This is a genomic window from Pseudomonas lyxosi (assembly GCF_047758685.1).
Classification (GTDB): Bacteria; Pseudomonadota; Gammaproteobacteria; order Pseudomonadales; family Pseudomonadaceae; genus Aquipseudomonas; species Aquipseudomonas lyxosi.
The window spans coordinates 1,134,241-1,149,240 of sequence record NZ_CP180481.1; the positions used below are offsets into that span (position 1 = coordinate 1,134,241).

The 15,000-nt window shown below is 59.0% G+C and carries 15 protein-coding genes; 5 read left to right on the forward strand and 10 right to left on the reverse strand.

Annotated elements, in window-relative coordinates; all coding sequences use genetic code 11:
• The first annotated feature begins 25 nt into the window (after positions 1 to 25).
• Positions 26 to 772 carry an NRDE family protein gene (locus ACMXYI_RS05380; RefSeq protein ID WP_415772071.1) on the forward strand — a complete coding sequence of 249 codons (747 nt, stop codon included), beginning with the start codon at positions 26 to 28 and terminating at the stop codon, positions 770 to 772.
• Between the two features lie 212 nt (positions 773 to 984).
• Here ACMXYI_RS05380 and ptsP read toward each other — a convergent pair whose 3' ends face one another.
• The gene (gene ptsP, locus ACMXYI_RS05385) at positions 985 to 3,264 is read right to left on the reverse strand and encodes a phosphoenolpyruvate--protein phosphotransferase (RefSeq protein ID WP_056738869.1); all 2,280 of its coding nucleotides are present in this window, start codon (positions 3,262 to 3,264) and stop codon (positions 985 to 987) included.
• 22 nt (positions 3,265 to 3,286) lie between these two features.
• The gene (locus ACMXYI_RS05390) at positions 3,287 to 3,766 is read right to left on the reverse strand and encodes an RNA pyrophosphohydrolase (protein ID WP_008150514.1); all 480 of its coding nucleotides are present in this window, start codon (positions 3,764 to 3,766) and stop codon (positions 3,287 to 3,289) included.
• Between the two features lie 143 nt (positions 3,767 to 3,909).
• Between ACMXYI_RS05390 and ACMXYI_RS05395 the strand changes: the two genes are divergently transcribed.
• Positions 3,910 to 4,566, forward strand: a complete 657-nt coding sequence (locus ACMXYI_RS05395; RefSeq protein WP_415772073.1) for an HAD family hydrolase — start codon at positions 3,910 to 3,912, stop codon at positions 4,564 to 4,566.
• A gap of 119 nt (positions 4,567 to 4,685) precedes the next feature.
• On the opposite strand, the gene ACMXYI_RS05400 is transcribed toward ACMXYI_RS05395, so the two are convergent.
• On the reverse strand, positions 4,686 to 5,111 hold the full coding sequence (locus ACMXYI_RS05400; protein WP_415772075.1) for a DUF2269 domain-containing protein: 426 nt from the start codon (positions 5,109 to 5,111) through the stop codon (positions 4,686 to 4,688).
• 39 nt (positions 5,112 to 5,150) lie between these two features.
• Positions 5,151 to 6,665 (reverse strand): threonine ammonia-lyase, biosynthetic, encoded by a 1,515-nt coding sequence (gene ilvA, locus ACMXYI_RS05405; RefSeq protein WP_415772077.1) that lies wholly within the window; start codon positions 6,663 to 6,665, stop codon positions 5,151 to 5,153.
• A gap of 147 nt (positions 6,666 to 6,812) precedes the next feature.
• Between ilvA and rpiA the strand changes: the two genes are divergently transcribed.
• A complete protein-coding gene (gene rpiA, locus ACMXYI_RS05410) occupies positions 6,813 to 7,487 on the forward strand; it encodes a ribose-5-phosphate isomerase RpiA (RefSeq protein ID WP_415772079.1) in 675 nt (224 codons plus the stop codon).
• Between the two features lie 127 nt (positions 7,488 to 7,614).
• Here rpiA and ACMXYI_RS05415 read toward each other — a convergent pair whose 3' ends face one another.
• From ACMXYI_RS05415 to ACMXYI_RS05430, 4 genes are all read right to left on the reverse strand, one after another.
• The gene (locus ACMXYI_RS05415) at positions 7,615 to 8,532 is read right to left on the reverse strand and encodes an SdiA-regulated domain-containing protein (protein ID WP_415772081.1); all 918 of its coding nucleotides are present in this window, start codon (positions 8,530 to 8,532) and stop codon (positions 7,615 to 7,617) included.
• 104 nt (positions 8,533 to 8,636) lie between these two features.
• Complete coding sequence (locus tag ACMXYI_RS05420) at positions 8,637 to 9,566, reverse strand: SdiA-regulated domain-containing protein (protein ID WP_415772083.1); 930 nt, start codon at positions 9,564 to 9,566, stop codon at positions 8,637 to 8,639.
• A 168-nt stretch (positions 9,567 to 9,734) separates the two neighbouring features.
• Entirely contained in the window at positions 9,735 to 10,400 is a 666-nt protein-coding gene (locus tag ACMXYI_RS05425; RefSeq protein ID WP_046053735.1) for a fumarylacetoacetate hydrolase family protein, read from the reverse strand.
• 36 nt (positions 10,401 to 10,436) lie between these two features.
• Entirely contained in the window at positions 10,437 to 11,831 is a 1,395-nt protein-coding gene (locus tag ACMXYI_RS05430) for an FAD-binding oxidoreductase (RefSeq protein ID WP_415772085.1), read from the reverse strand.
• 204 nt (positions 11,832 to 12,035) lie between these two features.
• Between ACMXYI_RS05430 and serA the strand changes: the two genes are divergently transcribed.
• Positions 12,036 to 13,265 (forward strand): phosphoglycerate dehydrogenase, encoded by a 1,230-nt coding sequence (gene serA / locus ACMXYI_RS05435; RefSeq protein ID WP_008150498.1) that lies wholly within the window; start codon positions 12,036 to 12,038, stop codon positions 13,263 to 13,265.
• A 63-nt stretch (positions 13,266 to 13,328) separates the two neighbouring features.
• On the opposite strand, the gene ACMXYI_RS05440 is transcribed toward serA, so the two are convergent.
• Complete coding sequence (locus ACMXYI_RS05440) at positions 13,329 to 13,754, reverse strand: DUF4399 domain-containing protein (RefSeq protein ID WP_415772087.1); 426 nt, start codon at positions 13,752 to 13,754, stop codon at positions 13,329 to 13,331.
• Between the two features lie 136 nt (positions 13,755 to 13,890).
• On the opposite strand from ACMXYI_RS05440, the gene ACMXYI_RS05445 reads away from it, so the two are divergent.
• Positions 13,891 to 14,478, forward strand: a complete 588-nt coding sequence (locus ACMXYI_RS05445; protein WP_415772088.1) for a transporter substrate-binding domain-containing protein — start codon at positions 13,891 to 13,893, stop codon at positions 14,476 to 14,478.
• Positions 14,479 to 14,514: 36 nt separating this feature from the next.
• Here ACMXYI_RS05445 and ACMXYI_RS05450 read toward each other — a convergent pair whose 3' ends face one another.
• The gene (locus ACMXYI_RS05450; protein WP_415772090.1) at positions 14,515 to 15,000 is read right to left on the reverse strand and encodes a DUF523 domain-containing protein; all 486 of its coding nucleotides are present in this window, start codon (positions 14,998 to 15,000) and stop codon (positions 14,515 to 14,517) included.

A 15,000-nucleotide genomic window follows, 5' to 3' on the forward strand; every position in this document is an offset into this window, starting at 1 on the left:
GCAGAAAACACACAAGGACTACCTTATGTGCCTGATTGTTTTCGCTTGGCGACCGGGTCACGCCCAGCCGCTGATCGTGGCGGCCAACCGCGACGAATTCTATGCCCGGCCCAGCCTGCCGCTGGCGCAATGGCCCGAAGCACCGCACGTGCATGCCGGTCGCGATCTGGAGGCCGGGGGCACCTGGCTCGGTGTTGGCGCCAATGGACGCTTCGCCGCACTGACCAATATCCGCGATCCGCATCAGCCTCCATCGCGCAAATCGCGAGGTGAGCTGGTGGCGGGTTTTCTTTTAGGCAACATGTCGATTGATGATTACTTAAGCGACATTGTCGGACGTTCGCTGGAATATGCCGGATTTAACCTGCTGGTCGGCAATGCCAACGAGTTGTGGCACTTCAATGCCCGGGAGACTGAGGCGGTGATGCTGCCACCGGGGGTTTATGGGTTGTCGAACGCCGGGCTGGATACGCCGTGGCCGAAACTGCTCAAGGCGCGGGCAGCGCTGGAGGAAGTGCTGGACGATCCGCAACCCCAGGCTTTATTGGCGTTGCTGAATGATCCGCAGACGGCGCCATTTGCCGAACTGCCGGATACCGGAGTCGGGTTGGCCACCGAGACGTTGCTGTCGAGTGTGTTTATTGCCAGTCCGACTTATGGGACGCGAGCGAGTACGGCGTTGATTGTTCAGGCGGATGGGACGCGGTGGATGGTTGAGCGGAGTTTTGGGCCGTATGGGGGGCATTTGGGGGAGGTTGAGGTGCGGGTTTAGATTTGTGGGGTGTCAGTTAGAACCACCCCTCACCCTAACCCTCTCCCCAAAGGGGCGAGGGGACTGACCGAGGTGTTTTTTCGAACTACATCGACCTGAAATTTCTGAGTCGAACTCAGGCTTTGAAGACGATAGAGATCTGGCTCCCTTTCCCCCTCTCCCCCATGGGGAGAGGGCTGGGGTGAGGGGTCGATTTTAGAGTCGCCGCAGGTTTAGAGAGTTTTAGCCGAAGCCGGATTAATCATCCGCGCCAACCCAAGGTTCTTCAGCGCCAATTGCAACGAACTGTGGATAACTTGCGGGTTGTCGATGGTCATCAGCTCCGCGAGTAATTCCTTGGCCTTGCTCAGGTTGATCTGACGCAACATCCACTTCACTTTCGGCAAGTTGGTGGCGTTCATCGACAGGCTGTCGAAGCCCATCGCCATCAACAGCACTGCCGCCGCCGGGTCACCGGCCATCTCACCGCAGATACTCACAGGCTTTCCTTCGGCATGAGCGTCACGCACCACGCTCTGAAGGGCTTGCAGTACCGCTGGGTGCAGGTAGTCGTAGAGGTCGGCTACCCGCGGGTTGTTTCGATCCACGGCCAGCAGGTACTGGGTCAGGTCGTTGGAGCCGACCGACAGGAAGTCCACTTGCCGCGCCAGTTCCTTGGTCTGATAAACAGCCGCCGGAATTTCGATCATCACGCCGATCGGCGGCATAGGCACGTCGCAGCCTTCGTCGCGGACTTCGCCCCAGGCCCGGTGAATCAGGTGCAGGGCTTCTTCCAGCTCGTGGGTGCCGGAGATCATCGGCAGCAAAATCCGCAGGTTGTTCAAGCCTTCGCTGGCCTTGAGCATGGCGCGGGTCTGCACCAGGAAGATTTCCGGGTGGTCGAGCGTGACCCGAATGCCGCGCCAGCCGAGGAACGGGTTGTCTTCCTTGATCGGGAAGTACGACAGCGACTTGTCGCCGCCGATGTCCAGGCTGCGCATGGTCACCGGTTGCGGGTGGAACGCGGCGAGTTGCTCGCGATAAATCGCCAGCTGCTCTTTTTCACTCGGGAAGCGTTGATTGATCATGAACGGCACTTCGGTGCGGTACAGACCGACGCCTTCAGCGCCACGCTTCTGCGCCCGTGCCACGTCCGCCAGCAGGCCGGTGTTGACCCACAGCGGCATGCGGTGACCATCGAGGGTCACGCACGGCAAGTCCCGCAGTGCATCCAGCCCGAGGGCCAGTTGCTTCTCTTCCTCGACCACTTCGGCGAACTGCTTGCGCAGCACTTCGCTGGGGTTGGTGTAGACCTCGCCGTGGTAGCCATCGACGATCATCTGGATGCCGTCGACCTTGGAATACGGCAGGTCGACCAAGCCCATCACCGTCGGGATACCCATGGCTCGCGCCAGGATCGCCACGTGGGAATTGCCGGAACCGAGTACCGACACCAGACCGACCAGCTTGCCTTCCGGCACCTCGCCGAGCATTGCCGGCGTCAGTTCTTCGCTGATCAGGATAGTGTTGTCGGGGTAGACCAGGGTCTGCTGACGCTCTTCCTGCAGATAAGCCAGCAAGCGCCGGCCGAGGTCTTTGACGTCCGACGCGCGCTCACGCAGGTAGGCATCGTCCATCAATTCGAAACGGTTGACGTGTTCGGTGACCACCTGACGCAACGCGCCCTGGGCCCACTGACCGGTCTTGATCACGGTGGTGATTTCGCTGCCCAGCGAGGCATCGTCGAGCATCATCAGGTAGACATCGAACAGCGCGCGCTCTTCCGGGCGCAACTGGTTCGCGAGCTTGGCGGACAAGGCGCGCATGTCGGCGCGCACACCTTCGATGGCAGTCTTGAACAACCCAAGTTCGGCGGTAATGTCGGTGATGGTTTTGTCGGGCACCACATCCAGATCGGCCGGCGGCAGCATGACCACCGCGGTACCGACCGCCGCACCCGGCGAACCCGGTACGCCGATGAACTTGGCTTCCTGGATGCCCTTGCCCTGACGACCCAGACCCCGGATCGAACCGGTGGCCTCGGCGTGGGCGATAACGCCGGCGAGCTGCGCGCTCATGGTCACGAGGAAGGCTTCTTCACCCTCATCGAACTGGCGGCGTTCTTTTTGCTGAATGACCAACACGCCGACGACGCGGCGGTGGTGAATGATCGGCGCCCCGAGGAATGAGGCGTAGCGCTCTTCACCGGTCTCGGCGAAGTAGCGGTAGCGCGGGTGATCCGCGGCGTTTTCGAGGTTCAGGGGTTCTTCACGCGTGCCGACCAGGCCAACCAGACCTTCGTTGGGTGCCATGCTGACTTTGCCGATCGAGCGCTTGTTCAAGCCCTCGGTGGCCATCAGCACGAAGCGGTTGGTTTCAGGGTCAAGCAGGTAGACCGAGCAGACCTGGCTGCCCATGGCCTCTTTGACGCGCAACACAATAATCCCCAACGCCGCCTTGAGATCCTTGGCGGAGTTAACTTCCTGGACGATCTTGCGCAGCGTATTGAGCATGGCTCGGGGTCGAACTCCGTCGTCAGTCGCGCGATAAAAGGCGCGGGGCAAGCTCTTTGAGAGCGCGTCGATACACCTCGCGCTTGAATGTCACCACCTGGCCCAACGGATACCAATAACTGACCCAGCGCCAGCCATCGAATTCCGGTTTACCGGTCAAATCCATCCGCACCCGCTGCTCGTTGGAGACCAGGCGCAGGAGAAACCATTTCTGTTTCTGGCCGATGCACAGCGGTTGGCTGTGCGTCCTGACCAGACGTTGCGGCAAACGATAGCGCAACCAGCCCCGGGTGCAGGCGAGAATTTCAACATCTTCGCGCTCAAGACCCACTTCTTCGTTCAACTCGCGGTACAAGGCGTCTTCCGGCGTCTCCTGGGGGTTGATCCCGCCCTGTGGAAACTGCCAGGCATCTTGATTGATACGGCGAGCCCATAGCACCTGTCCGGCATCATTCGTGAGAATGATCCCGACATTGGGGCGGAAACCATCGGGGTCGATCACGGCAACAACCTCGCAAACGCATGTCGCCGCATTGTTCCACAAAGGTTGTGATAGCAGCAACGAGCCGGTCTACCTTATGTGCACTCTTGTGAAAAGTCCGTATTCTGGACGCCTTTCTACAGACTTTTCAGCGAGTAACTGCAATGCGGCTGGCTTTATTCGACTTGGACAACACGCTCTTGGGCGGTGACAGTGACCACGCCTGGGGCGATTACCTGTGCGAACGCGGCTTCCTCGACGCCGTCGCCTACAAGGCGCGCAACGATGAGTTCTATCAGGATTACCTGGCCGGCAAGCTGGATAACGATGCCTACCTGAACTTCTGTCTGGAAGTGCTCGGCCGCACCGAGATGGCCACACTGGATCAATGGCATCTGGATTACATGCGCGATTGCATTGAGCCGATTGTGTTGCCCAAGGGTCTCGAACTGCTGGCCAAGCACCGCGAGGCCGGCGACAAACTGGTGATCATCACCGCCACCAACCGTTTTGTTACCGGGCCAATTGCCCAGCGTCTGGGCGTCGAAACCCTGATCGCCACGGAATGTGAAATGGTTGATGGCCGCTATACCGGGCGCAGCACCGACGTCCCGTGCTTCCGTGAAGGCAAGGTGACGCGGTTGAATCGCTGGCTGGAAGAAACCGGGTATTCGTTGGAGGACAGCTATTTCTACAGCGACTCGATGAATGATTTTCCGCTGCTGGAGCGGGTGACACATCCGATCGCTGTCGATCCAGACCCGAATCTGCGTGCTGAAGCCGAGAAGCGTGGCTGGCCGGTGATTACTCTGCGCGACTGATATCGCCTGTAGCAGCTGCCGAGAGGTACGAGGCTGCGTTGCGGTCCGCAGGACCGCCCATGGGGCCGCTTCGCAGCCCATCGCAGCCTCGTACCTCGGCAGCTGCTACAGATTCTGCGCTAAACAGGCTTCGCACCCATCAACCCTGCAATCGCGATAAAACAGACGAAGCTGAACAGTGCGAGGGCGAAGGTGAACTTGCCGTTGCCTCCCGGGACAGTGCGCAACTTGTTAAGCCGCACCAGCAACCAGAACCAGCCCAACGCCGCCACGGTGTAAAGCACGCTGGAAGCCAACAACCAGATCTGACCCAGCGGCCAGCCCACCAGATGCACCATCCACCAACCCGTGAACGGCATGCTCAGCAATGCCAGGCCCATCAACAGCCAGATAAATACCCGTGGCCGTTGCAGCGTGCGACTTCCAGCCGTTGCGTCACCATTACGTCGTGCGCGCCAGACCCAGATCGCCAGACCCAGTGCGCTGACCAGCAGCAACACCGTCGCCACCATATGAGCGACTTTCAGGGCGGTTAACGTTTCCATTGTTCGATTTCCTTATGGCCTGGCCATCAGCGTAGTCGTTCAGCCGAGAAACAGCTGATAGGCCGGGTTGTCGCTTTCGTCCCAGTATGGGTAGCCGATTTCTTCCAGCGCTGCGGGCACCAGGTGGCGTTCATCGTGAGGCACTTGCAGGCCCGCGACCACACGACCATCCGCCGCGCCATGGTTGCGGTAGTGGAACATCGAGATGTTCCAGCGCCCGCCGAGCTTGTTGAGGAAGTTGAACAGCGCACCCGGACGCTCCGGGAATTCGAAGCGCAGAATCACTTCATCAACCACATGAGCCGCACGGCCGCCGACCATGTGGCGAATGTGCAACTTGGCCAACTCGTTGTCGGTCAGGTCCAGCACCGGGAAACCCTGTTCGCTGAGGCTGGCAATCAGCGCACTGCGCGGATCGTTTTCCGGGTGCGTCTGCACGCCAACAAAGATGTGCGCCTCGCTGCCGGTGTTGTAGCGATAGTTGAATTCGGTGATCTGGCGCTTGCCGATGGCCTCGCAGAACGCCTTGAAGCTGCCCGGCTTCTCGGGAATCGTCACGGCGATAATCGCTTCGCGGCCCTCGCCCAGTTCGGCGCGCTCGGCGACGTGGCGCAGGCGGTCGAAGTTGACGTTTGCACCCGAATCGATGGCCACGAAGGTGTGGCCGGTGACGCCGCGCTGCTCGACATATTTCTTGATCCCGGCCACGCCCAATGCGCCAGCTGGTTCAGTGATCGAGCGGGTATCGTCGTAGATATCCTTGATCGCCGCACAGATTTCATCGGTGCTGACGGTGATCACTTCATCGACATAGTCTTTGCAGATGTCGAAGGTGTGCTGACCAATCTGCGCTACAGCAACGCCGTCGGCGAAGAGGCCCACGGTCGGCAGGATCACGCGCTCACCAGCAGCCATGGCGGCTTGCAGGCAGTTGGAATCGTCCGGCTCGACGCCGATGATTTTGATTTCAGGTCGCAAATACTTCACGTACGCCGCGATCCCGGCGATCAATCCGCCGCCGCCCACCGGGACGAAGATCGCGTCGAGACGGCCAGGGTGCTGGCGCAGAATCTCCATCGCCACCGTGCCCTGCCCGGCAATAGTGTGGGGATCGTCGTAAGGGTGAATGTAGACGTAGCCTTTTTCGTCGACCAGTTTCAGCGAGTAGGCCAGGGCTTCCGGGAACGAATCCCCGTGCAGCACCACTTTGCCGCCACGCGAACGCACGCCTTCGACTTTGATTTCCGGGGTGGTCTTGGGCATCACGATGGTCGCTTTCACGCCCAACACCTTGGCCGCCAGGGCCAGGCCTTGCGCATGGTTGCCCGCCGAAGCGGTCACGACACCGCGAGCGCGCTCTTCATCGGAAAGCTGCGTGAGCTTGTTGTAGGCGCCGCGAATCTTGAACGAGAACACCGGCTGCAAGTCTTCGCGCTTGAGCAAAATACTGTTGCCCAGCCGCTCGGAGAGCTGGCGGGCAGTCTGCAATGGGGTTTCTACGGCAACGTCATAAACGCGCGAGGTGAGGATCTTTTTGACGTACTGTTCGAGCATCGGAAAGCATCACTGAGCGGGTTGGGCAGGGCCAACGAGTCTAACCCGGCTTTCGGGCGGGCGACCACACGAATCAAGAGGTTTTAGCCCGGCATGGGGCTATAATGCCGGCCTTTCCGTTCTCCCCTTGCCCGCTTCGGAGCCCGCATGACCCAGGATCAACTCAAACAGGCAGTGGCTCAGGCCGCCGTCGACTTCATCCTCCCGAAACTCGACGACAAGAGCATCGTCGGGGTCGGCACCGGCTCCACCGCCAACTGCTTCATCGATGCACTGGCCAAGCACAAAGGCGCGTTCGACGGCGCGGTCGCCAGTTCCGAAGCCACCGCTGCCCGCCTCAAGGGCCACGGCATTCCGGTGTATGAGTTGAATACCGTCAGCGACCTGGAGTTCTACGTCGACGGCGCCGATGAAAGCGACGAACACCTGAACCTGATCAAGGGCGGCGGCGCAGCCCTGACCCGCGAGAAGATTGTGGCGGCCGTGGCCAAGACCTTCATCTGCATCGCCGACGCCAGCAAACTGGTGCCGGTGCTCGGTGCGTTCCCGCTGCCGGTCGAAGTCATCCCGATGGCCCGCAGCCACGTGGCCCGCGAGCTGGTGAAGCTGGGCGGCGACCCGGTCTACCGTGAAGGTGTGCTGACCGACAACGGCAACATCATCCTCGACGTGTTCAACATGCAGATCACCAACCCGGTGGAGCTGGAGACGCAGATCAACGCCATCGTCGGCGTGGTCACCAACGGTTTGTTCGCGGCACGTCCAGCGGATTTGCTGCTGCTGGGCACCAGCGAAGGCGTGAAAACCCTGCGCGCTGAGTAATTAGACACGACACGAAACCTGTGGGAGCGAGCTTGCTCGCGATGAGGCCATGTCAGTCGACAGAGATGTTGAATGACAGACCGCTATCGCGAGCAAGCTCGCTCCCACATTGGTTTTGGGGCGTTTGTTAGGGTTGTGGTGGTTTTTTAAAGACGTAAAACAGGTTCGGCTCGCTCACCAGGTACATCGTACCGTCGTCATCCATGGCGATCCCTTCCGCTTGCGGCACCGTCTTCTGTAATCCCTGACGCCCCTTGCTCAGTGACAGGGTGCTCAGCGGTCGCCCGTCCACATCGAGTTCCAGAATCAGCCGCGACTCATCCGACAACGCCAGCAAATGGCCGCTGCGCTCGTCGTATTGCAGGCTGGACAGGTCTCGTACGAACATCCCGGCATCGCGCTTGGGATTGTTCACTACGTGCACCGCGTAGGATTTCTCCGGGTTGTAATGCGGAAAGCCGTGCACTTCGTAGATCAGCATCGGGTCACGCTCCTTGGCGACAAACAACCGCTTGCCCACCGAGTCGTAAGCCAGGCCTTCGAAGCCCTTGTTGCCGCTCATGTGCACGCCAAGAGTCATCTGCTCGGCATCCGCTGCGTCGAGGAACGTTGTATCACTCTCCAGATGAATCTTGATCAGCCGCTGCTGACGCTCGTCAGTGATCACGTAAGTGTCGGCGCTGATGAACTCAACCGCTTCCGGATCGCCAAACCCGACCAGCGCAATGCGTCGAATAATCTGGCCGTCCAGCGACAGTTCGATCAGCTCTGAGTTTTTGTTGGTGACGGTGAACAGGCTTTTGCGCACCGGATCGAAGGTCAGCGCAGACACATCGTCGTCCAGCCCCTCGATAACCCGGGCCTCGATCTCTACCCGGTATTGAGCCAGGCCGATGGACTCGCTGCTCAGCGGCTGCCATAGCGTATGCAAGTTGAACCAGGCTCGCTCGAACAGGCGCATGTTTTGGCCGACCGCTACCAGCATGATCAGTGCAAGGCCTGTGAGGATCAAAACGAAGAGTTTGGGACGGGCAAGTCGGCGCATTCAGGGGAAGCTCGGAAACAAAACAGGCGGATGAAATATCACGCCTGCATGAATTAAAGCTTAATGGCCAGTGGCCTTTGACCACAACGCCTGGAGTCGGGCACCTACTTCTGCTTTTCGAAGCGGTAGAACAAATTCGGCTCGCTAACCATGTACAGCGTGCCCGCCTCGTCCATGGTCACGCCTTCGGCACGTGGAATGGTCTTCTTCAAACCATTGAAGCCGCCCAGCAAGGTCATGAAGCTGACCTGCTCGCCCTTCTCGTCCAGCTCCAGCAACAAGTGGGAGTCGGCAGACAGCACCAGGGTGTGCCCGGTGCGCGGGTCGATGGCCAGGGCAGACAGGTTGCGGATGTCCAGTTCGTCACTGGCGAGTTTCTGCTTGTCACCGGTGAGTGTCTGGCCATCGTTGCTTTTCCAGGTGAACAACGCCGGTGGACGCTCTTCACCCAGCAACATTTGCTGATTGCGCGAATCCCAGACGATGGCTTCGAACGCCTTGTTCTGGTCTTTCGAAGGGCCGAGGTCGTATTTCGGGAAGTCGGCGATGTTCAGCTCGCGGGTATCAGCGTCAACCTTGACGATGGAGAGCATGTGGTCGCGCTCATCAACGATGGCCAGCAGACCGTTGCCCATCACGGTCACCCCTTCCGGGTTGCTCCAGCCCACCAGCGGCATCTTGCGTAGCACGTCGCCCTGCAGGGTCAGCTCGACGAGGAACGGGTTCTTGCCCATGACCGAGAACAGGGTTTTGGTTTGAGCGTTGTAGGCCAGGTCGGACGCTTCGTCCTTCTCCATGCCCGGCAGCACCTTGGCATCGATCACTGCCCGGTAATCCGGCAACCAGATGCTCTCCTGGCGTTCGGCGGGGCTTTCGAAACGCTCCAGCACCCAGAGCACGCCTCGGTCATCCCAGTGCATCGCAAACGCGAGGCCATACGCGGCGGCGGCCACCAGCAAAAGCCAGAAATACCAACGCATGACAAAGCGCGAACGGCGGGCAGTTTTAAGCTTGAGCAGTGGTTGGGTGGCCATTCAGGGATGCGTTCCAGAAATTCAGGCTAAGGGTAATAGCACAATTGGGACCGGCTAAGACGCCGCAAGTCCCGGAATTATCCGGACAAGATGTGAAAAAAACGGGAAATGGCGGGAAAGCCTTGCTCAGTGATCGTCCCCACTCTCCGCGTGGGAACGATCATTAGATCAGCGGACGCTGCTGGTGAAGCTGCTGGCGCCTGGCAATTCAATCACCAGTTCGTCACCGACATTCAGCGGACCAACACCCACCGGCGTCCCCGTCAGGATCACGTCACCAGCCTGCAACGAGAAGCAGCCGGCCATGTGCTGGATCATCGGCACGATCGGGTTGAGCATCGCGCTGCTGTTGCCGTCCTGGCGCACTTCGCCGTTGATGGTCAGGCGGATGCCAATGTCGGTCAGATCAGCGAACGTGCTGCCGGACACGAACGGCGCAATCACCGCCGCACCGTCGAAGGACTTGGCGATTTCCCACGGCAGGCCCTTGGCTTTCAGCTCGGCCTGCTTGTCGCGCAGGGTCAGGTCCAGGGCCGGAGCAAAGCCGGAGATCGCATCGAGCACTTCTTCACGGCTCGGTTTGGTCGACAAAGGTTTGCCGATCAACACCGCGATTTCCGCTTCGTAATGCACCGAGCCACGTTCGGTCGGAATGCTGAAACCACCTTCCAGCGGCACTACGCAACTGCCCGGTTTAATGAACAGCAGCGGTTCTGTAGGCACCGGGTTGTCCAGTTCCTTGGCGTGTTCGGCGTAGTTACGGCCAATGCATACCACTTTCCCCAGCGGGAAGTGAATACGCGTACCGTCGACATACTGGTGCTGATAGCTCATTACCGACTCCTGTTTCGTAGCTCTTAAATTCAAAAGTCAAACAGCGAAGATTTTGCCCGGGTTCATGATGCCGTTCGGATCGAACACCGCTTTGACGGCTTTCATGTACTCGATCTCGACCGGCGAGCGGCTGTAGGTCAAGTAGTCACGCTTGGTCATGCCCACGCCGTGTTCGGCAGAAATCGAACCGTTGTACTTCTCGACGGTTTCGAACACCCACTTGTTAACGGTCGCGCACTTGGCGAAGAACTCATCCTTGCTCAGGTTTTCCGGCTTGAGGATGTTCAAGTGCAAGTTGCCGTCGCCGATGTGGCCGAACCAGACGATTTCGAAATCCGGGTAGTGTTCGCCGACGATCGCGTCGATTTCCTTCAGGAATGCCGGGACTTTCGACACAGTGACCGAAATGTCGTTCTTGTACGGCGTCCAGTGGGAAATTGTTTCGGAGATGTATTCGCGCAGCTTCCAGAGGTTCTGCAACTGGGTTTCGCTCTGGCTCATCACGCCGTCCAGCACCCAGCCCTGCTCGACGCAGTGCTCGAAGGTTTCCAGGGCGTGGTTGGCCACTTCTTCGGTGGTCGCTTCGAATTCCAGCAGCGCGTAGAACGGGCAATCTGTTTCGAATGGCGCTGGTACGTCGCCGCGAGCCAAAACCTTGGCCAACGCTTTGTCGGAGAAAAATTCGAACGCGGTCAGGTCGAGCTTGCTCTGGAACGCGTGCAACACCGGCATGATCGAGTCGAAATCGGCCGTGCCGAGGACCATGGCAGTGAGGTTTTTCGGGGCACGGTCCAGACGCATGGTGGCTTCGACCACAAAACCGAGGGTGCCTTCAGCGCCGATGAACAGCTGACGCAGGTCGTAGCCGGTGGCGTTCTTGATCAGGTCTTTGTTCAGTTCCAGCAAATCGCCTTTGCCGGTAACGACTTTCATGCCGGCCACCCAGTTACGGGTCATGCCGTAGCGAATCACCTTGATCCCGCCGGCATTGGTGCCGATATTGCCGCCAATCTGGCTGGAACCTGCCGAAGCGAAGTCCACCGGGTAGTACAGGCCTTTTTCTTCGGCGACGTTCTGCAGGTGCTCGGTGACCACGCCTGGCTGGCAGACCGCGGTGCGGTCGGTCATGTTCACGTCGAGGATCTGGTTCATGTAGTCGAAGGACACGACGACTTCGCCATTGGCGGCCACGGCAGCAGCGGACAACCCGGTGCGACCGCCGGACGGTACCAGCGCAATTTTGTGCGAATTGGCCCAACGGACAATGGCCTGGACCTGCTCGGTGGTCTTGGGGAACACGATGGCGGTCGGGGCCGGGGCGAAATGCTTGGTCCAATCCTTACCGTAAGCATTCAGGGAGTCGGCATCGGTCAGCACCTTGCCAGGCTCAACCAGGGTCTTCAGCTCTTCAATCAGGGCAGGATTGGTCATCGACAGAACTCTCGAACAATTCATGGTCATCCTGAGAACGCTTCACGTCGCAGGAATGAGTGTTTAGCGGGGTGCATATGCTAGCATACCGACCCCGCAGGATAGTGCCCAACGGCTATTCTGTGGCGACGGCTTTCCTGCCGTCCGGGTCAGCGTCTGCTGGCTATTTCCTGCCATTTTTCTCCGGGATACAGGTTTACGCAGATGAGCAAGACTTCTCTCGATAAGAGCAAGATCAAGTTCCTTCTTCTCGAAGGCGTCCACCAATCGGCTGTCGACGTCCTCAAGTCGGCGGGCTACACCAGCATCGAGTACCTCACAGGTTCTCTGCCGGAAGCCCAGCTGAAGGAAAAGATCGCTGATGCGCACTTCATCGGCATTCGCTCCCGCACTCAACTGACCGAAGAAATCTTCGATCACGCGAAGAAACTGGTCGCTGTCGGCTGTTTCTGCATCGGCACCAACCAGGTTGACCTTAATGCTGCCCGCGAACGCGGCATCGCAGTGTTCAACGCTCCGTACTCCAACACTCGCTCCGTTGCCGAGCTGGTGCTGGCCGAAGCGATCCTGTTGCTGCGCGGCATCCCTGAGAAGAACGCTTCCTGCCACCGTGGCGGCTGGATCAAGAGCGCAGCCAACTCCTTCGAAATCCGTGGCAAGAAGCTCGGCATCGTCGGTTACGGCTCGATCGGTACGCAATTGTCGGTCCTGGCTGAAGGCCTGGGCATGCAGGTGTACTTCTACGACACCGTGACCAAGCTGCCATTGGGCAACGCGACTCAGGTCGGTAACCTGACCGAGCTGCTGGGCATGTCCGACATCGTCACCCTGCACGTTCCAGAAACCGCTGCGACCCAGTGGATGATCGGCGAGAAGGAAATCCGCGCCATCAAGAAGGGCGGCATCCTGATCAACGCGGCTCGCGGCACTGTAGTTGAGCTGCAAGCCCTGGCAGACGCGATCAAGGACAAGCACCTGATCGGCGCGGCCATCGACGTATTCCCGGTGGAGCCGCGCTCCAACGAAGAAGAGTTCGAAAGCCCGCTGCGTGGCCTGGACAACGTGATCCTGACCCCGCACATCGGCGGCTCCACCGCTGAAGCGCAAGCCAACATCGGTCTGGAAGTGGCAGAAAAACTGGTCAAGTACAGCGACAACGGTACGTCGGTGTCCTCGGTCAACTTCCCGGAAGTTGCCCTGCCGGCTCACCCTGGCAAGCACCGCCTGCTGCACATCCACGAAAACATTCCGGGTGTGATGAGCGAGATCAACAAGGTCTTCGCCGAAAACGGTATCAACATTTCCGGTCAGTTCCTGCAGACCAACGAGAAAGTCGGCTACGTCGTGATCGACGTCGACGCCGAGTACTCGGAAATGGCGCAAGAGAAGCTACAACACATCAACGGCACCATTCGTTGCCGCGTGTTGTTCTGATAGTGACTTGAGTGACAAAAAAAGGAGACCTTCGGGTCTCCTTTTTCATGGGCGCGACTGATGTTACTTAACGTTGACGGTGATTTTCTCCGACACGATCGGTGGATCGAAGGCCATATGGTTCATGTCGCCCAACTCCAACTGCAAGGTGTGCTTGCCAGGTGTCAGCGTCAGCTCGGTTTCTGTCTGCGCCTTGCCGAAATGAACGTGATTGGCATCTGCCGGGATGACTACCCCTGCTGCAACTACATCCTTGGCATCGACCAGCAAATGGTGGTGGCCAGTATTCTTGGTGGTATCGCCCGCTGGCGCCAAGGCAACGTTCTCAACAGCGAATTTGATTTTGAAAGTTTGCGGGACAGTCCCACCATCTTTAGGAGAAACGATGGACACTTCAGCACCCTTGGGTGCCGGCGTAGCCGCACTGGCCAGCACCGAAACGCCCATCAACAGGCCAGCCAATGCTGCTCGTGACATAAAGGTTTTCATTCTCTTCTCCAGTTTTTTCGTAAAATCCGTGTGGCCATGACAACTTCACGGCCAATCGTTGTCGAAGGCACTCGACAACCATAGCAAAGCGAGCCTGAATCAGAGCATCGCGATAAATGAATTCAAAGGAGTGACCATGCGTTTTTTGCCTGGCCTGATCTGCCTGCTACCCCTTCTGAGCCCTTTGGCTCATGCCGAACTGATTGACGATGTAAACGACCGTGGCGAATTGCGTATTGCCCTTGAGGCTAATACACCGCCCTTCAATTTCAAGGAAGACGGCAAACTCACCGGGTTCGAAGTCGAACTGGGGCAACTGCTGGCCAACGAACTGGATGTGCGGGCCGACTTCGTCGTTACCGATTCCAGCGATCTGTTGCAAGGCGTTGAAACCGGCAAGTACGACGTCGCCATCAACCACATAGCAGTGACCCCGGAGCTCAAGGATCGTTTCGACTTCAGCGAACCTTACATTCACGCTGATGCACAATTGATCGCGCAGAAGGAAGAGCAACCGCGCTCGATGCTGCTGGTGCAGTCGCTGACTGAAGAAAAGCCAAAAGACAGCTCGCCGGTTAGCCTGGCGATTCCGTTTCAGAAAGGTAACCCGGCGTTTCATGCCAGCCTGGAGAACGCGCTACAGCGGATCAAGGCGGATGGGCGATTGGAGGCACTGGAGCAGAAGTGGTTGGGGGCGGATACGAGTGTGGCGCCGAAACCCTGATTTCAGGCTGATGAGTAACCCTGTGGGAGCGGGTCGCTAGTCGAGTGTTGCCAGCGCTTGTACTGCTTCGGCCAGTTCCAGCTCGCTGAAGACCTGCACGCCATTGCGCTTGAGCAACGCCGCAGTAACCCCCTCGCCACTGACCTTCACTCCACTAAACGTCCCGTCATACGTCAGCAAATTCCCGCAAGACGGGCTGTTGGCCTTGAGCACGGCAATGCGGATGCCGTGCTTTTGCACCAGTTCCAACGCCTGATAAGCCCCCGAGAGAAACTCGGCGCTAACGTCCTCACCCTCGGTGGTGACCACGGAGGCGTGGCCATCAAGCACTTCAGCACCCTGCCCTCCCAGTATTTCCGCCGCTGCCCGTGGCGTCGGCAACCCGCCGGCAACCTCCGGACACAACGGCACCACCCGACCTTCATCAAGCCACTGCTGAAGCTGATCGAACGGCCCGCTCGCCCCGCCGTCATAACGTACGCGGTGGCCCAGCAGACAGCGGCTTACCAGAATTTTCTGCAT